General features: G+C 45.2%; 19 protein-coding genes and 2 rRNA genes (1 of these 21 running past the window's edge). 4 read left to right on the top strand and 17 right to left on the bottom strand.

Annotated features, from left to right (window positions below; translation table 11 throughout):
* Positions 1 to 4: 4 nt before the first annotated feature.
* Positions 5 to 3,289, bottom strand: coding sequence for an S-layer homology domain-containing protein (locus tag PPM_RS11225; RefSeq protein ID WP_014599712.1), 3,285 nt, complete (start codon positions 3,287 to 3,289; stop codon positions 5 to 7).
* Between the two features lie 378 nt (positions 3,290 to 3,667).
* Here PPM_RS11225 and PPM_RS11220 point away from each other — a divergent pair, with 378 nt between their 5' ends.
* Positions 3,668 to 4,537, top strand: a complete 870-nt coding sequence (locus tag PPM_RS11220; protein WP_013370965.1) for an aminoglycoside 6-adenylyltransferase — start codon at positions 3,668 to 3,670, stop codon at positions 4,535 to 4,537.
* Between the two features lie 100 nt (positions 4,538 to 4,637).
* Here the strand turns inward: PPM_RS11220 and PPM_RS11215 are convergent, their stop codons facing one another.
* From PPM_RS11215 to PPM_RS11150, 14 genes are all read right to left on the bottom strand, one after another.
* Positions 4,638 to 4,982: a cupin domain-containing protein gene (locus PPM_RS11215; protein WP_013370964.1), complete on the bottom strand. Its 345-nt coding sequence runs from the start codon at positions 4,980 to 4,982 to the stop codon at positions 4,638 to 4,640.
* Between the two features lie 115 nt (positions 4,983 to 5,097).
* Entirely contained in the window at positions 5,098 to 5,433 is a 336-nt protein-coding gene (locus tag PPM_RS11210) for a YolD-like family protein (protein WP_013370963.1), read from the bottom strand.
* Between the two features lie 12 nt (positions 5,434 to 5,445).
* The gene (locus PPM_RS11205; RefSeq protein ID WP_017428465.1) at positions 5,446 to 5,640 is read right to left on the bottom strand and encodes a hypothetical protein; all 195 of its coding nucleotides are present in this window, start codon (positions 5,638 to 5,640) and stop codon (positions 5,446 to 5,448) included.
* 104 nt (positions 5,641 to 5,744) lie between these two features.
* Positions 5,745 to 6,233: a hypothetical protein gene (locus PPM_RS11200; RefSeq protein ID WP_013370961.1), complete on the bottom strand. Its 489-nt coding sequence runs from the start codon at positions 6,231 to 6,233 to the stop codon at positions 5,745 to 5,747.
* Positions 6,234 to 6,317: 84 nt separating this feature from the next.
* Entirely contained in the window at positions 6,318 to 6,680 is a 363-nt protein-coding gene (locus tag PPM_RS11195) for a response regulator (protein ID WP_014599711.1), read from the bottom strand.
* 271 nt (positions 6,681 to 6,951) lie between these two features.
* Positions 6,952 to 7,374, bottom strand: coding sequence for a MarR family winged helix-turn-helix transcriptional regulator (locus PPM_RS11190; RefSeq protein WP_013370959.1), 423 nt, complete (start codon positions 7,372 to 7,374; stop codon positions 6,952 to 6,954).
* 11 nt (positions 7,375 to 7,385) lie between these two features.
* Positions 7,386 to 9,647, bottom strand: a complete 2,262-nt coding sequence (locus PPM_RS11185) for an ATP-binding cassette domain-containing protein (protein WP_013370958.1) — start codon at positions 9,645 to 9,647, stop codon at positions 7,386 to 7,388.
* A 203-nt stretch (positions 9,648 to 9,850) separates the two neighbouring features.
* Positions 9,851 to 10,849 carry a metal ABC transporter substrate-binding protein gene (locus PPM_RS11180; protein WP_014599710.1) on the bottom strand — a complete coding sequence of 333 codons (999 nt, stop codon included), beginning with the start codon at positions 10,847 to 10,849 and terminating at the stop codon, positions 9,851 to 9,853.
* Between the two features lie 35 nt (positions 10,850 to 10,884).
* Positions 10,885 to 11,733 carry a metal ABC transporter permease gene (locus PPM_RS11175; protein WP_014599709.1) on the bottom strand — a complete coding sequence of 283 codons (849 nt, stop codon included), beginning with the start codon at positions 11,731 to 11,733 and terminating at the stop codon, positions 10,885 to 10,887.
* Positions 11,679 to 12,386 (bottom strand): metal ABC transporter ATP-binding protein, encoded by a 708-nt coding sequence (locus PPM_RS11170; RefSeq protein WP_170973163.1) that lies wholly within the window; start codon positions 12,384 to 12,386, stop codon positions 11,679 to 11,681. Before PPM_RS11170 ends, PPM_RS11175 begins: the two co-directional genes overlap by 55 nt.
* 216 nt (positions 12,387 to 12,602) lie before the next feature.
* On the bottom strand, positions 12,603 to 13,625 hold the full coding sequence (locus PPM_RS11165; protein ID WP_014599708.1) for an ABC transporter substrate-binding protein: 1,023 nt from the start codon (positions 13,623 to 13,625) through the stop codon (positions 12,603 to 12,605).
* Between the two features lie 21 nt (positions 13,626 to 13,646).
* On the bottom strand, positions 13,647 to 14,474 hold the full coding sequence (locus tag PPM_RS11160; RefSeq protein WP_013370953.1) for an ABC transporter ATP-binding protein: 828 nt from the start codon (positions 14,472 to 14,474) through the stop codon (positions 13,647 to 13,649).
* Positions 14,471 to 15,583 carry a FecCD family ABC transporter permease gene (locus PPM_RS11155; protein WP_014599707.1) on the bottom strand — a complete coding sequence of 371 codons (1,113 nt, stop codon included), beginning with the start codon at positions 15,581 to 15,583 and terminating at the stop codon, positions 14,471 to 14,473. The genes PPM_RS11160 and PPM_RS11155 overlap by 4 nt, the downstream gene beginning before the upstream one ends.
* A complete protein-coding gene (locus PPM_RS11150) occupies positions 15,580 to 16,674 on the bottom strand; it encodes a CobW family GTP-binding protein (protein ID WP_013370951.1) in 1,095 nt (364 codons plus the stop codon). The genes PPM_RS11155 and PPM_RS11150 overlap by 4 nt, the downstream gene beginning before the upstream one ends.
* Before the next feature lie 231 nt (positions 16,675 to 16,905).
* Between PPM_RS11150 and PPM_RS11145 the strand changes: the two genes are divergently transcribed.
* From PPM_RS11145 to PPM_RS11135, 3 genes are read left to right on the top strand one after another with little or no spacing between them, the layout of a single operon-like run.
* Complete coding sequence (locus tag PPM_RS11145) at positions 16,906 to 17,907, top strand: permease (RefSeq protein ID WP_013370950.1); 1,002 nt, start codon at positions 16,906 to 16,908, stop codon at positions 17,905 to 17,907.
* Between the two features lie 8 nt (positions 17,908 to 17,915).
* Positions 17,916 to 18,893: a TIGR03943 family putative permease subunit gene (locus tag PPM_RS11140; RefSeq protein WP_014599706.1), complete on the top strand. Its 978-nt coding sequence runs from the start codon at positions 17,916 to 17,918 to the stop codon at positions 18,891 to 18,893.
* Positions 18,894 to 18,911: 18 nt separating this feature from the next.
* Positions 18,912 to 20,021, top strand: coding sequence for a CobW family GTP-binding protein (locus tag PPM_RS11135; protein WP_013370947.1), 1,110 nt, complete (start codon positions 18,912 to 18,914; stop codon positions 20,019 to 20,021).
* 236 nt (positions 20,022 to 20,257) lie between these two features.
* On the opposite strand, the gene rrf is transcribed toward PPM_RS11135, so the two are convergent.
* Positions 20,258 to 20,374 (bottom strand): 5S ribosomal RNA (gene rrf, locus PPM_RS11130).
* 144 nt (positions 20,375 to 20,518) lie between these two features.
* Positions 20,519 to 21,866: ribosomal RNA gene (locus tag PPM_RS11125) — 23S ribosomal RNA — on the bottom strand; it runs 1,579 nt beyond the window's last position.

The following is a 21,866-nucleotide window of genomic DNA, read 5'->3' as shown; positions in this document are numbered from 1 at the left end:
CAGATTACTGCTCCAAACTTTCCAATACGGTTTTAATTTCGCTGTTCAAACTAAGTGCATTATAAATCGCAGTCAAGGCTTCAGCACGTGACGCATGATACTTAGGTCCAAACTGACTCGTACTTATACCCGAAAGCACACCAGCTTGTGCTAATTGTTTAATCGTATCAGCCGCAAAAGAAGTGGACAGGTCGGTGAAGCTTTTTTCATTCGAGGTGTCCTTTTTCAATCGGTCTAAATCCAAGATCCGCGCCAAAATGGCAGCCATTTCTTGACGAACGATCGTTTGGTCTGGTCTAAATGTACCGTCCTCATAACCGTTTAATACTCCTGCTGTGGTCAGTTTTGTTATGGCATCCTGCGCCCAGTGATCCCCAATATCGTTCAAAACCACAGGCTGGTTTCCAACACTAATATCGAAGATTCTAGAGATGATAGTAGAAAACTCTGCACGGGTAATTTCACCATCAGGTCTGAAACTGCCATCCTTATATCCATTTACGATACCCAGCTTTGAAAACGTGTCGACCGTCTTTTCTGCCCAATGTCCTTGTAGGTCTGACGGTTTAACATTAGTAGAAGAATTTAAAGCAGATTCTGCTTTAGATTTTATATTCTGCAGTACTTTGTTGTCTGCAACCACTACGTTACTGTTGAATATGTCTTGCACAGGAACAGTTGGTTCAGTCACCAGTTCTTCAGGTACAGCTACTGGTTCTTTAGATACAGTTACCGATGAAGATGATACAGCTGATGTTGCCGTATTGCTGCTGGAATCATCGCTAGAATGGTCACTGTTTCGATGGCCAGACCCGCTACCGCTGGAACTACTGGAATCACTGCCAGCATTATTGGGTGCGGGAGCAGTAACAGCTGTTACGGTAATTGGAACGTTAAAGCTATATCCGCTGTATGTGGCGGAAATTACCGTGTTCCCTTCTGAAAGTGCTCTAATCTCTCCCTGATTAACCGTAGCGACATTCGTATTGCTGGAAGTCCAAGTTGCTTTTTCACTGACATCAATCTCTGACGAATCTGATTTTACAACGCTTGCTGTAGCCCGTTCTGTACCCCCTACTAGCATTTTTCTATTTTTGATAGAAGCACGCAATTCTGTGTAATTGTCATCTGTTTGTACCGGATCTGGTGTTGGTACAGGATCTGGCGTTGGCACTGGATCTGGCGTTGGCACTGGATCTGGTGTTGGTACCGGATCTGGCGTTGGCACTGGATCTGGCGTTGGCACTGGATCTGGCGTTGGCACTGGATCTGGCGTTGGCACTGGATCTGGCGTTGGCACTGGATCTGGTGTTGGCACTGGATCTGGCGTTGGCACCGGGTCTGGCGTTGGTACTGAGTTGATAGAGAATGAAGCGGTAGCTGTCGAGTTCTTCACATCTAATGCTCCGTTGGTTGTGCCGTTATCAATCACAGTATAATCAAAACTTGCCGGGCCCTGGTAGTCTAAATTCGGAGTGAATAACACAACCGATCCGTCTAGAACTACCGTCCCACCTTGCGCATTTTCTACCGATGCGATGCTAAGATGTTGTAAGCTCTCATTCACAGGTCCTGCCGTGTCGTTCGCTAAGAGTTCATCAACAGCGATAGATTGTGCTCCTGCATTTGCCGATAACGATGGCAGTGTATCATTCACAGCTATCGGACTGTTGTTTACCTCACTTACAGTGATTCTGGCTTGGTTCGGCTCGCTGATCCCTGTTCCAGCCATATCTAGCGATGATTGTACGTCGAAACTGAAATGATCACCTGATGGAGAGTTAGCATAAAGATTTGGCGTAAATTTAAGCCCTGCTTCGCCATCCGCTACAGAAATGAATTGACCATCTCGGATTTCCATTACCCCATCGTTTTTATAGAGGGTTCCACCAATAATGTTTGAGATTCTAAAGTACGACACGTCAGTTCCATCCACTTGATTACGAGTAAGGATCAGTCCGTCAAAGCTTTGCTTGTCTTCCTCTGTCAAAGCATCTGTCACATTAGGGACATCAGCGACAGAATTGACCCCAAAGAAGGCTTGCTTGACCACCGACTGCGGGACTGAGACGCCGTCCGATGTTCCATCATCGGTGACGGTAAAAGAGAAGCTAGCGGTTCCATTGAAATCCGGCTGAGGTGTAAAAATCACATTGGTTCCATCCAAACGTACAGCCCCTCCTGCAATGCTGCTGACTGAGGATATCGTTAGATGTTGACCATTCTCATTCGGACCAGCAGACGCATGCGCAAGCAGTTCTGCAAAAGGGATGGTCCGCTCTCCTGAGTCTTCTGAAATGGAGGATAGCGTTTGGTCTTGAGCTGTCGGAGCATCGTTTACTTCCGTAACATGAACAACAGCCCTAGTAGCATCGCTTAGTCCATCCCCCGTTGCACTCTGAGCCGCCTTTACATCGAACGAGAAGGTATCTCCCGCTGCATTGTTGGCGTTTGCCATAGGCACAAACCTCACGCCATCGCTGGCTTCTGCTGCCGTGATAAAAGTTCCATCAAAAAGCTCCGTTACCCCATCACTATGATACAGCTTGCCCCCGATAATGTTCATAACTTGATAATGTGTCACTACCGTTGAATCTTGCGGGTTTGATGTAATGGTTATATTGGATGTTGGGATATCTTCCTCAGTAGTTACAGCAGCTACCTCAGGCATTTTGGATACAGCGGGCAGGGCTGCTGTTTCCAATATCAACTGGGGAATATCTACGCCGTTGTCATCGGCTGAATATGTAATTTCCGAATAGTCTCCAGGGTTCCCTTCTTCATTGGCAAGCAATGCAAAGGAGACAATATCATCCGTCTGTTGTTGTACAAAATGGGTAACATCAAAATCAACCCAGCCTACTTGAAGGTCTGAGCCTGTTTTCGTATTCAAAGGCTGATCCGTCGGGTTCAGTGGAAAAGCTCCGTTGCTCCAAACATCGGCAGTCGATCCATACACGGTCAAAAAAGGATTCAAGTTATAGCTATAGCCGATGGAAGAGATATGAATACGCAAGGTTGCCTTCGTTACAACCTTACCAGTCAGCTCGGGCATTTCAAACTGAATCGCTGATCGGTAATATCCTAACACTGTGTCCGAAGACCTGCCAACATAGTTTTCTGGAGCATCCATCCAAGTGTCAGACTTGCTCCATGTTCCGTCTTGGATTAATTTGGGTTGTGCGGTTGGTGCCGCACCAGCATCTGCCACCGAGATGGCCGATGAGAAGATTAGTGATACTGCTGTCAATGCATATGTGAATCGTTTAGTAGACTTGCAAAAATGCATACCTTTCCTCCTATTGAAATAAATCTATGATTGCTTCTTGGATTATACAATGTCGTCACTGAACAAATTCTGAACAATTTGCCCGCTGTTTGCTTCCTTATAAATAAAATTATGATATATGGCTGATGGATATTGATCCAACCCTTTTGAATTGCCTATACAATTCGGTCAAGTGTACATTCGGTGATGAACATACCTCTCCCATACAGTTGAATGGCTTCCATGGATAGGCTATTGTAAGGATAGGATACTTTTCCCAGATAAAAGAACTTACAGGAGGTCGTTTTTCTTGATGATCCTTGAACTGGTGGCCTTTATTTCTACTGCTGTCTTGTCTACGTTTTTTTCCTTTCGATACCGCTTGTGGAGACGACTATAGTGAGAAGTGAACAAGAGATGCTGCATACCATTCTCCAATTTGCTCAAGAGGACGAACGGGTACGTGCTGTGATTATGAATGGTTCACGCGCCAATCCACATGCTCCACGAGATATTTTTCAGGATTATGACATCGTCTTTCTCGTATCTTCCATGGACAGCTTTATTCAGGAACGTGGCTGGATTCACCACTTTGGAGAATTGATCATTATGCAGACGCCCGATGAACATGCGGAGCCTACTGTGACGTCCCGTGATCGCTTTGCTTTTCTTATGTTATTTACGGATGGCAATCGTATAGATCTTACCCTCTGCCCTGTGGCTAACATCGACAATTGGCCCCGAGACAGCTTAAGTGTACTGCTCCTGGATAAAGACGGACTGGTGAAGCCTTTTCCACCGCCAAATCTTCAAGATTATAAGACAGTCCCTCCAACCGCCCAAACCTATGCAGATTCCTGCAATGAGTTCTGGTGGGTCAGTACTTATGTGGCTAAAGGACTATGGCGGCATGAGCTTCCCTATGCCAAATTCATGTTAGATCGACCTGTAAGAGATGCACTTCACTTGATGTTGGAATGGCATATGGGTATACAATCCGACTTCACGGCAGATCCAGGGAAGCAGGGAAAATACTTGGAGAAGCACCTTGAGCCTGATCATTGGACGGCCTACATCCAAACGTTTGCGGATGCAGACTATGAACATATGTGGCAGTCTCTTTTTATCATGGGCAATTTATTCAGAGAAGTTGCCCAGAAAGTGGCAAACCATTATGGTTATAAATACCCGATTCAGGACGATCAACGTGTTACTAACTATCTCTATCACATAAAAGCTCTCCCTACAGATGCAACGGACATCTATTAATGAAAAAAACCAGTCGGGCACTTGAGATGTGCTAGGCTGGTTTTTTTATACGCTAACGTTGTTTATCCTATATACGTTTTGGATGGGCTGTCCCCTAATATTAGTTTTCGGTCAGAACCCGGTCGCCTCTGCTGGCAGGCTGAGAGATAACTAAAAATTCAACATCCTCATTCGTTTCATTAAACATTTGATGAGGCACCATAGGAGGAACCTCACACCCTTCCTGAAATCCTAATTGTACTCGTTCACCATCCACTTCAAGTACCGCTGCACCTGATAAAATAAAGAAAAATTGGCGCGCATGATGATGATAATGTCTGACTTCATGTGTATTTCCCGGCATGCGCTCATGAATAATGCTCAAATCATCATTTTTCACCAAGCGCCAACCATCACATTGATCTCCCCATATATAATGTTCAGCACTATGTTTACTTATTTTCAAAATGAACTCCCCCTTTGCAGTTACATTTTTATTGTAAATCTAGAACCACAAAGCAACAATCTTAATTATAAAAAATGACAGAATCAATGTAAAAAAGTCCCGTGGCCAGATCATTTTAGATATCCGCCTCGATAATTTCCTCCAACTTAATCCAGCTAAAATCCTCTTCCCCACGAGATAGCTTCACTTCTCGCCGACTTGTGTTAATCACTGTCACCAGTCCGCACAATTCCTCATCATCAAACGGATTGAACACTCTTAGCGTAATTGGCTTCCGTTCGTTATAGGATACGATAATGGCCTGTTCAATCTGCTGTATTTCCTGATCGTCCAGTGTTGGCTTGCCGCGTCTTCCCTGCTCCTTCATCAGTCTTAAATATGCCTCCCGATGCTCAGGCAAAATCATACGCGAACTTTCCCATATGCCGTTTCCTTCAAGCTTTTTTCCCATCGTAAGCCCCTCCTATGCTGTTCTGGTTACCGGATGCCATGCCAATACATGATCTAATCGAAAAACACGTGGCTGACCAGTTTGCAAACAGGTGGCCCGGATCAAGCCATTCTGCACACGATGCACCTCTATCTGCCGATGAGACAGTTTGCCCTTTCGGTCCATATACACGATTTCCACGATCTGTCCCACATATTTCTCCAGCATCATCCTTCACTCCTCATCAGAACGTTTGTTTGTATTATATGCGAACATGCGTTTGATTATCAATGTAAAAAAATCCCCTGAGGGAGTGGCCTCTCTCAGGGGATTTAAAACTCATAGGTGGACAGCTTAATATCCTCTTTACTCAAAGCTTTCAGCGGATACACAGGGCCATTCCAATAAGTCAGAATATCATGCGGCTCATTAATACCATGTTCTTTTAAAGTGTGAGATAATTCGAGTAATACATGTGGAAGTTGATAAGAGCTTGTTAAAAATTGATATTCTTCTGGACTTTCGCAGTCTTCTGCTCGATAAAACACAAAGTAACCCTCGGTATAATCCCCAATGAGTACAATATAACGAGCAAGAAACATAATTTCACCATTGGCAAACGGAATGGAAAATGTCGAAGCAGAGATCAAATCTGTCTCTAATGCCTCAATACGAACGGTGAGTTCATTGTTTAGAGCATCCATTTTTTTTCTTTGTTCACTGATGAGGTGTTCATAATTTACAGGAACAAGCCCCCCACTCTTGATCGTAGCGATCAGTTCATCTATAAATACTTTTTGAGACAATACTCGATTGCTCATCCTATTCATCTCCATATTCGTGAAAAATAAGTATGGAACTCCCGCTTCAACATGTTCAATATTATGTATTAAAAGCTTGATTCATTAATTATCCAGCATTTTTGTGACTGCATTCACGACCCTTTCCATCTCAAATGGCTTAACAATAAAATCTTTTGCTCCTGCCTTAAATGCTTGTATAATGGCTTCCTGCTGACCCAAAGCAGAACACATTAAGATGTTGGCTTTAGGATCAAGCTCTACAATCTTTTTAACAGCCTCAAGCCCATCCATTTTAGGCATATTAATATCCATGGTGATTAAATCTGGTCGAAAGTGTGCATATTTCAAAACTGCATCATACCCATTTTCCGCTTCTGCAATAACAGAGTGACCTAAATCCAACAGAATATCCTTAAGCACAGAACGCATAAATAAAGAATCATCTACTATTATAACTGTTGCCAAGTTAACCTCTCCAATCCGTTGTCTTATGAAATGCACGCCCAAACTTCAATATCGGTGAAAAAACTAGTTATATTAATAGAAAGAATCTGTAAAAAGAAAAACGCTACCATTGAATTATAAAAGGAATTTGAAACTAGCTACTACAGCATTAATTTCAATAAAAACGTTTCGCAATAACGTAAATCATCTCTATAGTATGAAGATTACAAAGTACTAGTATCTTTTAAACCCTTAGCCCTATATAAGCCGGGTTGAAAAGCTGCGGGCTATCCTACAGCTTCTCAGCGTATAAGCTCGTAATTTTCTTGCACATCATTGAAAAGGACTGTACTTCATCTGCTGTTAATGCTTCTTCAATTAAATTCATGATTTCATTCCCGAAATCGTCAACACGGCTAAGAAACGCTTTTCCCTCACTGGTAAGTACAATGTTATAAGAGCGGCGGTCATTGGTTTGCCTTTCCTGATTTATATACTTTTTCTCCAGTAGGCGTTTTGTCAATTTAGAGATCCCCGACTGTGTAATACCTTTCATTTCAGCAAGTTCCTTTGTGGTTTTGGGACCTTGCTTATTCAAAGTATCCAGTATATAGTATTGTGCCGTTGATACACCTTCTACGCTGAACCGGTTAGAGTATGCTAAAATCATACATTGAAAAGGGACATAACGATCTTCTAAATCTTTTGTTGGCATTGCTTTTCCTCCTATGTGCGCCCGATATATTCCTTCAGGTAACTTCCTGTAAGTGAATGTCTGCATTTAACTAAATCTTCTGGTAAGCCTGTAAATATGATTTCACCACCATTTTGCCCGGCAAAAGGACCTAAGTCGATAATCCAATCAGCCTGACAAATAATGTCTAAATTATGTTCGATTACAATAAGGGTTGAATTTTGTTCCACTAGGCGATTCATTACACCAATTAACTGTTTTATATCCGCCATATGCAGGCCAGTTGAAGGTTCGTCCAGAACATAAATTTGCCCGTCATTTTCAAGCTCGGAAGCAAGCTTTATCCTCTGTAATTCCCCGCCTGATAAAGTGTTTAGTGGTTGTCCCAAAGGAATATAAGTGATTCCAACATCTGAAAGCATGTTTAATACCCTGCTAATTTCTTTTTCCTGAAAAAATTCCAAAGCTTCTGCTACGGTCAATTTAAGAACTTCACTAATATTTTTGCCTCTTAGCTTGTATTGGAGCACTTCATCGGTAAAACGATCCCCTTGGCATTCCTCGCACACGGTAACAATTGTATCCATAAAAGCTAAGTCTGTGTATGTAACACCCAAGCCTTTACAAACAGGACAAGCCCCTTGGGAATTGAAGCTGAACAGGGAGGCACTAACACCGTTCTTTTTTGCAAATAACTTTCTGATCCTATCAAAGATCCCCATAAAGGTGGCTATATTTGAACGCTTTGACGCTTGTATCCCTTTTTGATCAATGAATACAGTTTTGGGATAAAATTGAGGTAATACTTGATTGATAAGCGTACTTTTTCCTGAACCAGCGACACCAGTTACAACGGTCATTACTCCTTTGGGTATTTGAACCGAAATATTTTTCAGATTATGTAACGTTGCATTTTCGATGGAAAGCCAGCCTTTTGGGGTGCGTGTATTGAGTTTATACTCAGGCTGGTGTGATAAATATTTTCCAGTCAGTGTACCCGATTCCTTTAATCCCTGTAAGTCTCCCTGATATACAATTTCACCGCCATAAATTCCTGCACTCGGTCCCATGTCGATTATATGATCTGCAATCTTTATCAGATCGGGGTCATGTTCCACAATAAGCACGGTGTTGCCTTTGTCTCGCAAAAGTTTCATAAGGTCATTTATTTTGCTTATGTCATGGGGATGTAGACCTATGCTTGGTTCGTCGAAAATATAAGTAAGGTCAGTCAGGCTACTTCCCAGTTGACAGACCATTTTAATTCTTTGCGACTCCCCACCTGAAAGAGTAGATGTTTCTCTATTTAGACTTAAATAGCCTAATCCAATCGATACCATCTGCTGCAGCCGATTGGCTAACTCAGAAACGATTGTGACGGACACCGGAGTATGAATGGTCTCAATAAACTCTAAAAGTTCACTCACCTGCATTTCAGCACATTCAGCGATATTTTTCCCATTCACTTTACAAGACAGGACCTTGTCACTCAGGCGTGTCCCGTTGCAGTGTGAACAAGTCTGTTTGGTAACAAAACGCTCAATTTGTTTACTATATCTCGTCTTTTCTCCTTCTTCTTTTTTTAGAAAACTCCGCTCAATGCGCGGAATCAGCCCCTCATACAACGAGGTTTTATGCCATTCAGGTGAGGGATTTTTCACTTTTATACCATCAGCGTAGAGAAGCATTTCCAACTCAGCTTCGGAATAATCCTTAATTTTTTTGTCATTATCAAAAAAACCTGAATGAATATAGCGTGTTAATCGCCAACCCCCAGGTTCAAAGGTGGGAAAACAGACTGCGCCCTCGTTTAAGGATTTGTTTTTATCTAACAGTCGTTCGATATCAATTGTTTCAACCTTTCCCAAACCTTGACATTGGCTGCACATACCCGCCAGATTATTGAATGAGAACACATCAGAGTACCCCACAAACGGAGTTCCGTTTCGTGAAAATAACAGTCGTAATAGAGAATAAATATCTGTAACGGTCCCTACTGTTGACCTTGCGTTACCACCCAACCGTTTTTGATTGATAATAAAAGCGACTGATAAATTTTCAATGGTATCCACATCTGGTTTTCCATAATGCGGCATACGGTGACGAATAAAACTTGTATAGGTTTCATTTAATTGCCGTTGTGATTCTGCCGCTATTGTATCGAATACCAAAGATGATTTCCCTGAGCCAGATACACCCGTAAAAACCGTAATTTCTTTTTTGGAGATCACCACATCTATATTTTTTAGATTTCGTTCCCTCGCTCCTAATACCCGTATACAATTGTCACTCATTTCATTTACCTTCTTTAGAATATAGTTGATTAGGGTTAATAGTTGATATGCTCAATTATATTTTATCATTATTTTTATGAATGGCAATGTTGAACTTAGTCAGTAGACACGAGAATCACCAGTAACTAAAGTGCCGATAGTCATAAAAAAAGACGCTGCTATTTATGCAGACGTCTTTTTCGAACTATTTATTTAAAGTTTACTTATTCATTCAGAGCTTTTTTCAAAGCCTCCAGGTTGTTTTTCATTACACCCAGGTAATCTAGATTCTTCTGCTTGTCTTCATCTGTCAACCCTTCAAGCGGATTCAGCACATCCGTTTTCGAACCAATTTCCGTAGCTACGGTCTCGGCAACCTTCGGATCAACCAATGTTTCAAAGAAAATTGTCTTTACATTATTTTCTTTAGCAAACTTGATAATACCTGCCAATTTGTCCGGTGTAGGCTCTTGCTCTGGAGATAAACCAGCAATGGGTACTTGGGTCAGACCATATTGCTTCGCCAAATAGCTAAAAGCAGCATGCTGCGTAATAAAGTCTTTACGTTTTACATCTTTCAGACCCGTTTTGAACTCGTTATCCAGTTCTTTCAGCTTAGCGATATAAGCATCAGCGTTTTTCTCATAGTCTGCTTTGTTTGCAGGATCGGCTTTTACAAGCCCTGCTTCTATAGCTTCTACTTCTTTTTGAGCTAAGACCGGATCAAGCCATACATGAGGGTCCAGCACATGATCGTGATCATGGCCTTCCTCTGCGTGTGCTTCTTCTCCTTCTTCCTCTTCAGCAGATCCTTCCATCAAGTTCAACCCTTTGCTTGCTTCCACTACTACACGCTTATCATTCGATGCGCTGCTCAAAGCCTGTTCTGCCCAACCTTCGACGATCCCGTTATAAACAAATACATCAGCATCCTTAACCTGTGCCATATCCTTGGCGCTTGGCTCCCAGTCATGCGGCTCAGCACCGGCAGGAATCAACGCAGTTACGTTAGCATGATCTCCGGCAACTTGCTTGGTAAATTCATACATTGGGTAAAAAGTGGTGACCACATTCAGTTTTTTACCACTGTCCGCTGTTTGTGCCGTATTAGGTTCGGTTTGGGATGCATTCGTGGCTGCATTATCAGATTTAGCTCCGCAACCGGCCAAAATAAGTGCTAGCCCCGTGGACAATACAAATGATTTTTTGAACCATGTATTCATATTCATAACTCCTTATGTTTTAGTTTTTTATAAGCTCACTGACCTGCCGTATTCTTACGTCGGGAAGCCTGTTGCTTGCCAAGCTTACGGACCAGCTTTTGAATACTAGCTCCTACGATCAGGAATAATAATAGCACCATAGCAATCGTCCCCCCTGGGGGTGTACTGAGTTCATATGATGCGGTTAATCCCATAAATACGCCGATCAATGCGGTGATCATGGATATCCAGATAGCTGCCGCAAAGCTCGGTGCAATTCGAATCGCCAGGGCAGCAGGCAGTACGATTAATGAGGAGACGAGCAGCACACCGACAATCGGCATGGCTGCAGCTACAATCATCCCTGTTAAAATACTAAACGCAAACGAGATAGACTTGACAGGAAGACCATTGGTCTTTGCCGTTTCTTCATCAAAGGTAATCTGATACAAAGGGCGCCTGAATACAAAAAAGAAAATACCACCGATGACAGCCACAACAATCATTAACATCAGCTCTGTCTGATTGACGGCTACTACCGAACCAAACAAATAAGCGGAAAAGCCTTTGTTGATGCTCTGATTCAGATTCATTAAAATAACAGCCGTCGAGAGGCCGCCTACCATAATAATAGCCACAGAAATCTCACTATATGTTTTATAAGACCTGCGGACGTATTCAACAATAATCGCGCCGATCACGGCAACAATAAATCCAGTTATCGTCGGGTTAATCCCTAAATAGGCACCTGCTGCCACCCCTGCCAGCGATACATGCGATAGCATGTCCGCCATGAGAGCCTGGCGCCGTAGCATCAGGTAAACTCCAAGCACCGAGGCCAGCAGTGCAATTACCCCACCGGCACAAAATGCCCGCTGCATGAAGTCGTAGTGCAGCATTTCCATCCGCCATCTTCCTTCCTTTCAAGCTCAATAATACGATCCAGATAATGTTGCACTTCCGATAGTCCATGTGTAACCATGACTACGGTTCTTCCATATTCCTTAACCTGTTGATTCATCAGATCGTAGAAGTGATGTCGGCTTTCCTGATCCATTCCGGTCGTAGGCTCATCCAAAATGAGCAAATCCGATTCCTGAGCAAGTGCCCTTGCCACACAAATACGCTGCTTCTGTCCACCAGACAATTCGCCGATTTTGCGATGCCGTAAATCCCACATCCCTACCTGACGAAGCGCCTGTTCTGTCAGATCATGATCCTCAGCCCGCATCCGGCGCAGCCAAGAACCATGAGTGTATCTACCCGAACGGACAAATTCCAGAATGGTACTTGGAAACCCTCCATTGAAGGCAGCAATTTGTTGTGATACAAATCCGACAACGAGCTTTTTGCCTTCACCTGTACGGTCGGACATAAACACTTTGCCCTTCCAAGGCTGAAGTAAACCGAGCAGCAATTTGAGCATCGTCGATTTAGAAGCACCATTCGGTCCGGTAATAGCCACAAATTCTCCGGAAAAAATTTCAACATTGGCATCCACCAAGTTAGGAACATCTCCGTAGCCAAATGTGACCTGTTCCAATGAGGCCAATAACATGATACAAATCTCCTTTTCCTTTAAAAAGCCTGGAGCCATCTGAGCGGTCATCATAGCGCAGATTCTCCAGGTCGTTTATGATCATTAAACCATCTACCGTAATTATTACGATTTGGTAATAAAAAAATAAACGCTTGATAAACGTAACCTTTACGCATTAGCAAGTTTAACAGTTTAGGCAAGGTTCGTCAATGTTTTGGCAACTCTTTTGTTTGTTTATTTCACTTTGTCCGGATACAAACCTACAGCCAAGGTTTTCAGTGCAATCGGTGCGCGCACGCCTTCAGCCGCTGCGGATAGAGGCAACACCACAAACCGTTTGTTTTTGATCGCTTCGACACCAGCCAGTGCAGGCTTGCTCAACAGCAGCTTTTCTTTATCAGCCAGTGAAGTATCTCCGTAGTCGAGAATAATAATAACATCAGGGTTGCGGTTTACGACCTCTTCCCAGCTTACTTCCGTAAAACTTTTGTGGATATCATCAAAGATATTTTTTGCCTTCACACTTTTAATCAAAGACGTCAGATAATTGTTGGCAGCCGTAAATGGCTTGTCTTCGCCGCTGTCATAGACAAAAACCTTGGGTGCCTGTTCAACCGTACCAATTTGAGTCTGAATGGACTGCACTTGTGCACGAATGTCATTTACAAGTTTTTCTGCACGCTCCTCAACCCGGAAAATACGTCCAATATTTAGTATATCCCGATATACATCTTCTAGTATAGGACCCGGCTTATTGGAGGATTCCTGTACATAGGTTTGCACGCCCTGTTGGGCAAGCTCCTCACGGGAACCCAGATTTTTATCATTAAAGGCACTCTTCCAGCCCGCGTAGGCAAAATCCGGTGCAGCAGCCATAAACACCTCTTTGGACGGATATTGTTTGGCCAGAACCGGGATTTTTTCATATTGATTCTTATATTTAGGCAAAATCTGATCATCCAAATATGCAGTTCCTACCATAGAAGATTCCAGCCCAAGGGCCAGCATAACTTCTGTCGCATGCTGGTTCAATGTAACCGCGCGTTTGGGCGCTTCGGGAAATACCATTTTTACACCCATATTCTCAATCTCTACTGCCTTCTCTTGGGCCGTTGATTGCGATGCATCAGGTTGCTGCCCGTTTGCAGATGAATTTGTGGTTTGAGCCGTGTTTCCTGCTGTGCAGGCCGATAACAACAGCATCATCGCAAAAGCAAGCATAACCAGCGGCAATGCGGGTTTGCTATATTTATTCATATGTACCGTCTCCTCTATCATTCACAGTTTAACTGACTTCATCGGATCACCATTTCTAATGTCGTGGATGGCTCCACCTCTGAGAGAATCCGGTAAAAAGGTAATACTCGGTTTCCCGGTTTTCGGATGAATGCGAATTTCTGTTTCCACCCCAAATACACTGCGCAGCAGGTCAGGCTGAAGCACATTCTCTGTTATGCCGGAGGCTACCACCTTGCCTTCTTTTAATACATACAATCGGTCACAATAACATGCCGCCAAATTTAAATCATGCAGTGCAGCTAAAGCAGTGATCTGAAGTGTTTTGACCAAATCGAGAATTTGCAGCTGATACCGGATATCGAGATGATTCGTCGGCTCGTCTAAAATGAGAAATTTTGCCTGTCCGGCCAAAGCTCTGGCGATCAATACCCGTTGCTTTTCACCGCCCGACAGAGTAGCAAACCCCTGATCCGCTTGAGCATTCATGCCTACCCGCTCCAGCGCCTGCTCAACCAGTTCATGATCGAAGACGGTATCTGCTTCCAGCAGCTTCTTATGAGGATGGCGGCCCATCAGGACGATGTCCCGTACTGAAAAATCAAACGTTTGGGGCGCATCCTGACTTACCACTGCCATTTGTCGTGCCGTCTCTTTGTACTTCATCCGTAGTAAATCCTGGCCATCCAGCGTCACCAAACCACTATCAGGTCTTAACACACGATACATATTCTTAAGCAACGTCGATTTGCCGCTGCCATTGGGACCGATCAGCCCGACCAGCTCTCCCGTTCTCACCTTGAGACTGATACCGTCGATCAATCGTTTATCGTGAATACTGAAGGTCACGCATTCGACTTCTATATTCATTTTTCGCCTCCAAACGAGTAGGAGCTGCGCCGCAGCAGCCATACAAAAAAGGGTCCACCGCATACAGCCGTTACAATACCAATCGGCAGTTCCTGCGGAGCAAGCACGAGCCGAGCACATACGTCTGCCCACACGACAAAGATAGCTCCCAGAAGCAGGCTGACAGGCAGGACACGTCGATGATCCGATCCCACTATTAGCCTAACGATGTGTGGAATCATAAGCCCGACAAAGCCAATTGAGCCACTAACTGATACGACTGCCCCGGTTAAAAGGGAAGCGACAACAACCAATAATACACGGAACGCCTGCACGTTCACACCGAGCGTTACGGCGGCTTCTTCCCCCGTTAGCAAAGCATTCAGTGAACGGTATCGGGTTAAAAGGACGGCCGTTCCAACGGTTATAATGAGGCTTGGAATAAAAAGCGTATCCCATTGAGCGCCTGCCAGACTTCCCATCATCCAATACATCGCGTCACGGATGCCTTTTTCATTCGGGGCCATCGTAACGATAAAGCTAGTCACAGCCGACAGCATCATAGATACCGCTACCCCTGCCAACAGCAAGCGGGTCGTCGATATACGCCCGGCCACACGAGCCAACGCGAACACCATGAGCATTGCAGCTAAGGAGCCTATAAAAGCAGATAGGGGCAGTGCAAGTCGTCCCAAAAATCCAAAAGCTCCAAACACAATAACTAACGTCGCTGTCACTGAAGCCCCCGACGAGACTCCTAGAATATAGGGGTCCGCTAACGAATTGCGAATTAATGCCTGTATAGCCGCTCCGGTAACAGCAAGCCCTGCTCCCACGACAACACCTAGCAGCACACGCGGAAAGCGAATTTCCCAGACGATATATTGCTCCGGTTTGGTCCATGTCATGGGTACCCACTGATCCAGCCAGGGCAAGTGGGACAGCGCAATTCGCCATACTGTCCCTGGAGCGACAGCCACAGGCCCCAGCATGACTGCGAGTGTAACTGACAGCACAAGCCCAGCAGTTAACAGCAGCAGAATTGTTGTAAATCTCCATGGAGGCTTCCCTGCTAGATCAGCTCGAGAATTAGCCTTGGATGAATAATCGCTGCTTGTTCTCGAAATCATGAACTAGCCAGTGGCTTTGCAGCCGCTTCCAGCCTTTTCAATCGTTCCTCGATCTCAGAAGCAGAGAAATTCTCGCCCATAATAACCGCAACATCGTTCACTGGCTTTTGCGGTCGAATTGGAATGATTTCCAGCTCACGATAGGCAAATTGGAACATCATCTGCCCCTCCGATTCCAAGAACCGGACAATTCCTTTGGCCCGGTAAATTTCAGCAGGCAAACTGCGGAACAACTGTTCAAACTCGAATCGTGACACAGGTTGTCCAAAAAAATGCGTATGAACAACTACATGGTCGTAGGAATGATAATGCTCTCCGTGTTTGTGGTCATGGTCATGGTCGTGGTGCTCAGGCTCTTGACAGTCATGAGGATGATGGTCTGTATGGTCATCATGACCATACGTGTGAAGACGATCTTCTGCATAATGATGATCATTCCCGATATCGACTGTGGACTCCTTTTGCCGCGAAATTTCCATCCGTTTCTCTCCTTGAATGGAGAAAAAGGTAACCGGGTCTACGTCACTCCGCTCCGTGCTTACAGTCAAAGCATAAGGATTTAATTCTTTTACAAAGGCCTGCACTTTCTGCAATTCTCCCGCAGCCAATAAATCAGTCTTGTTAATAATCAGTTTGGAAGCACACCGTAGCTGATCCTGCATCAAACGAAACGACTTGCTTCTCTCACTACCCAAGGAAAAATCCAGAAATTGACGCGCGTCCATGACCGTGATAACAGATTGTAAAACCATAGAAGAATATATGGAGGCATCTGTCACTGCATCTACAATCTCCATTGGATTAGCCACTCCGGTACATTCTACAATAATCACATCCGGCTTATATTCCTCGGCAAGATTCATGAGCTCGACGCCCAAATCCCCGCGAATGGTACAGCATATACAGCCACTGAGCATTTCCTTCATGGGGGCTTGGTCGTTCACCAAACTGCCGTCCAGATTAACATCACCCAACTCATTCATCAAAATAGCTGGCTTGAGACCCTGCTCCTTGTAGTAAGCCAGCGCATGCTGAAGAAGAGTTGTTTTCCCGCTGCCCAAAAATCCGGATAAAACAACAATCGGTATCATATAATCCTCCTTGTCTTTACAGCACTAATATGGATCGTACCGTAAAAGTTTTCTTCTTGCAATCATTTGACGATTTTTAATCGTAATAATTACCATTAACAAACATAAATATATATGACCATGCTTTGAATTGTCAATATAGGAGGTGATTCAATCATAATCCTGCGGCATGATTGTCCCAACACAGGCATAGGATGTAGATAAGAATCCTTATTCCCAAGGAGATGTGGAATGAAAAACAGTACGCTGTTGAAGATGCTGCCTTTTATGATTCCGTTTGCCTTTCTCATCCCTGTGCTTATTACGCTATCTCCTCAGTGGCTTCGTTTGTTAGGTATGGGGCAGCTGCAGTCATTAAAGACGGTATTTATGGGTATTTTTCTGGAGGCTGTTCCGTTTCTCCTGATCGGTGTACTTATCTCATCCCTTTTGCAGTGGCTTGTACCGGAGACATGGATTCGCAAAATAGCGCCTGCGCATCCTGTGCCGGGTGTCCTGCTCGCCTCCTTGCTAGGTATGCTGTTTCCCATCTGTGAGTGCGGCATGATCCCTGTCGTTCGCCAATTAATGCTCAAGGGAATGCCTGCCTATATGGGCATCACTTTTATCTTAAGCGGACCTATTATCAATCCCGTAGTACTGGCTGCCACGATGATGGCTTTCCCTTCCCACCCTGAGGTCACTGTCGTCCGAATGGGTTTGGCCTTTGTCGTTTCCGCGACCATCGGATTGATCGTATATGCCTTTGTGCGTGTGCATCCGCTCAAACGGTCGTTGCTCTCTTTTAACCAGCAAAAGCAGAACAATCAGATTCATCAGCATAACCGCACATGGCGGGGATTTTTTGTACATGCTGGCGATGAGTTTTTGGACATGAGTAAATATCTCATTATCGGTGCATTATTGACAGCTTGCATCCAAACCTTTATCCCACGTGATGAAATGCTTTCCTTAAGCAATGGAACGGCCGGCTCGTACGCCTTTATGATGGGCTTTGCCTATGTGCTGTCGCTGTGCTCCACCTCCGATGCCTTTGTAGCTACTGCTTTTTCACATACCTTTACACTGGGTCCACTGGCAGCCTTTCTAGTACTCGGCCCGATGCTTGATTTCAAAGGCACACTCATGCTACTCAGCACCTTTCGCACCAAATTTGTCGTGATCTTGGGCTTGCTCATTATTTTACTCGTTCTGATCGGCTCTATAACTGCTGAATGGTTATTGGGGAGGTAAATACAAACGTGAATTCAACCTTTAGCATCCGCTGCCAATATGGCATGCGCTCCTTGCTCATGATCGGATTAGCTGTATACATCATCACATTACACCGCACGAGTGCACTTCATTACTACTTGGCTCCGCACATGCAAAAGCTGCTTTTACTCTGTCCTGTGCCACTCATGTTCATCGCCTTGGCGATGGCATGGCACGTAATCGTGGGAGGGCCGGATGGTCAAGATGTATGCGATTGTGAACATCCGTTACCGCAAAGCTGGTTTAAAAAAACACTCGTATATGGAATGCTGCTCATTCCGCTGCTATTCGGCTCACTGCTGCCCAATCAGGCGCTTGGCAGTGATATGGCAGCCCAAAAAGGCATGTCCTTCACCTATCCCAACCCGGATATCCGACGAAAAACAGACATACAAAACACGAACACACCCACCTCCTCCCTTGTATCAACTACATCTTTCACACCAACTTCGCTCCCACTAAGGGGAAAATGGAGTCAGGAAGCACTGGATAAGCTGTTCGTTCCGCCGGATGAGTACAATGTAGAGTTCGCCGAGCTCGCAAAACGTCTGTATCAGCAACCCGTTATACAGATCCATCCGGAGATTTTCTCCGAAACTATAGGAGCGATCGAACTGTATAAGCACGCTTTTCAAGGAAAAAAAGTACAGATGACTGGCTTTGTCTATAAGGACGACAACCTACCGGGTAAAGGTCTATTTGCAGTAGGAAGATTTCTCGTTATGTGCTGTACTGCTGATGCTATGCCATTCGGGATTATCGTCCAATCCCAGAACCCTCCATCCTTTGACAAGGATACCTGGGTGACTATTGAAGGAACACTGCATGCAACGCAAAAGGGCAATACACCCGTACTTGAAATTCGATCCAATAAAATAACGACTGTCAAACAGCCAGAATCTCCTTATGTCTATACCCAGGCAGACTCGGTAGCAACCTATGATCGCTTGAATGCAGCGAACTAAACCCACCAAGGAGGAAAAATGATGAACAAGGTTCCTGTTATATTAATCAGTGGTTTTCTTGGAAGCGGCAAAACAACGCTACTTTTGCGGCTGTTAGCCCATACTCGCCAGATTCCCCTTCGTGCTGCTGTTTTAATGAACGAAATGGGCGAATATGATGTAGACAGCGCTATTATTTCAGAGGAAATGCCTGACGTAACAGTGGAAGGACTGCTAGAGGGCTGCATTTGTTGCAGCAAAAGAAATGAGCTGGCTGGCGCACTGCATACCCTACTCATCCAAAAGCCGGATGTGATCTTCATGGAGACCACCGGAGTAGCTAACCCCGAGCAAGTGTTGGAGGAACTTCGCTCTCCACTGCTGGCAGATCGGCTGTATCTGGTTCACAGCATTAGTGTGGTGGATGCTGTGCTGTTCCATGAATACAACAGCCGCTTTACTGCAGACAAGGAGCTGGTTCGGACTCTGCATGGACAGCTTCGCTCCGCCGACTTCATTGTGGTGAACAAAACGGATGTCGCAAGTAGCCGTGAAGTGGCTAAGGTCGTCAAGAACATCCGCAAGCTCAACAATACAGCTAAGCTACAAACTACTGAATACAGCCGCGTTGACCTCGGACCACTGCTGGAACCTGTCCTGACCTCCGTAATGCTTGACCCGAAACCTGTACAAGTATTTCAGCATACATCTGCACAGGTACAGCCCAATGATGCAGAAGCATCGCCTATCCCAATTCCTACCAAAGATAATGAAAGACCTAGCAGTACCTTCAAAAATACCGCATTCAAAGTGATCTCTGCACATCCTCATAACCACAGTCATGATCGCAATCGTCCCCCTTCCTTTTCCCGTCTGGAGAGCTTAACACTGCATCAATATTCTCCTCGGCCATTAGATAAGCAACGATTAGAAGACTTCCTGACCGGGCTAGGTTCCTCGCTTCTTCGAGCGAAAGGTTATTGTGTGCTCCCGTATGAGGGCACAATGCTTCTGCAATTCTCAGGAAGTCACTTGGAATGGCAACCCACCGCACTTCCGGTGAGCCAGGGATATGTCACACTCATTGGAGAACAGCTTGACAAAGCATCCATTACCGACCAATGGGAACAGTGCTTTGTTTCGCTGTAATCGACAGATCGGCTCAAGATAAAATTCCCCTCCGAAATGTCTACGAAATTAAGTTATAAAAGGCTGTTCCTTGACCTTTAAAAGTCATGGAACAGCCTTTTTTCGTAACTATCACAAATTTGCATATACGCATTATATACTTATAGGACGTTATGTTGAATGATGGGAAAATAAAAAAAGCCGTCGAAGCTTTCTCGACGACCTGAGTACGACTATGCAGAGTCATACTATTATTTGCTTGGCAACGTCCTACTCTCCCAAGACCCTGCGGTCCAAGTACCATCGGCGCTGGAGGGCTTAACGGTCGTGTTCGGGATGGGTACGTGTGGAACCCCTCCGCTATCGCCACCAAACATGAATTTACGGTGTAAATTCTTTTTCAGGAATCAGCATCGCCAAATGCTGTGTGTTTGTCCGTGTAACTTCAGCTACTTGAGCTGACGATATACTGAACTTACACCCTGAAAACTGGATCCGAAACTTATTGCGCTTTATCTTAGGATAAGCCCTCGACCGATTAGTATTGGTCAGCTCCATGCATTACTGCACTTCCACCCCCAACCTATCTACCTCGTCGTCTTCAAGGGGTCTTACGTATTGGGAAATCTCATCTTGAGGGGGGCTTCACGCTTAGATGCTTTCAGCGCTTATCCCTTCCGTACATAGCTACCCAGCGGTGCTCCTGGCGGAACAACTGGTACACCAGCGGTACGTCCATCCCGGTCCTCTCGTACTAAGGACAGCTCCTCTCAAATTTCCTACGCCCACGACAGATAGGGACCGAACTGTCTCACGACGTTCTGAACCCAGCTCGCGTACCGCTTTAATGGGCGAACAGCCCAACCCTTGGGACCTACTTCAGCCCCAGGATGCGATGAGCCGACATCGAGGTGCCAAACCTCCCCGTCGATGTGGACTCTTGGGGGAGATAAGCCTGTTATCCCCAGGGTAGCTTTTATCCGTTGAGCGATGGCCCTTCCATGCGGTACCACCGGATCACTAAGCCCGACTTTCGTCCCTGCTCGACTTGTAGGTCTCGCAGTCAAGCTCCCTTCTGCCTTTGCACTCTTCGAATGATTTCCAACCATTCTGAGGGAACCTTGGGGCGCCTCCGTTACTCTTTAGGAGGCGACCGCCCCAGTCAAACTGCCCACCTGACACTGTCCTCGTACCGGATCACGGTACCAAGTTAGAACCTAGATACGATCAGGGTGGTATCCCAAGGATGCCTCCCCTCAAGCTGGCGCTCAAGGTTCTACGGCTCCCACCTATCCTGTACAGATCGTACCCAAATTCAATATCAAGCTGCAGTAAAGCTCCATGGGGTCTTTCCGTCTTGTCGCGGGTAACCTGCATCTTCACAGGTATTAAAATTTCACCGGATCTCTCGTTGAGACAGCGCCCAAGTCGTTACGCCATTCGTGCGGGTCAGAATTTACCTGACAAGGAATTTCGCTACCTTAGGACCGTTATAGTTACGGCCGCCGTTTACTGGGGCTTCGGTTCATAGCTTCGCCCGAAGGCTTACCACTCCCCTTAACCTTCCAGCACCGGGCAGGCGTCAGCCCGTATACTTCGCCTTGCGGCTTCGCACAGACCTGTGTTTTTGCTAAACAGTCGCTTGGGCCTTTTCACTGCGGCCCCCTCGGGCTATTCACCCTACCGAGGCACCCCTTCTCCCGAAGTTACGGGGTCATTTTGCCGAGTTCCTTAACGAGAGTTCTTCCGCGCGCCTTAGAATTCTCTTCTCGCCTACCTGTGTCGGTTTGCGGTACGGGCACCTTCTCCTGGCTAGAGGCTTTTCTTGGCAGTCTGAGATCATGACCTTCGCTACTATAATTTTCG

The sequence above is a fragment of the Paenibacillus polymyxa M1 genome (genome assembly GCF_000237325.1).
GTDB lineage: Bacteria > Bacillota > Bacilli > Paenibacillales > Paenibacillaceae > Paenibacillus > Paenibacillus polymyxa_C.
This window is presented reverse-complemented; position numbering and strand designations above follow the sequence as displayed.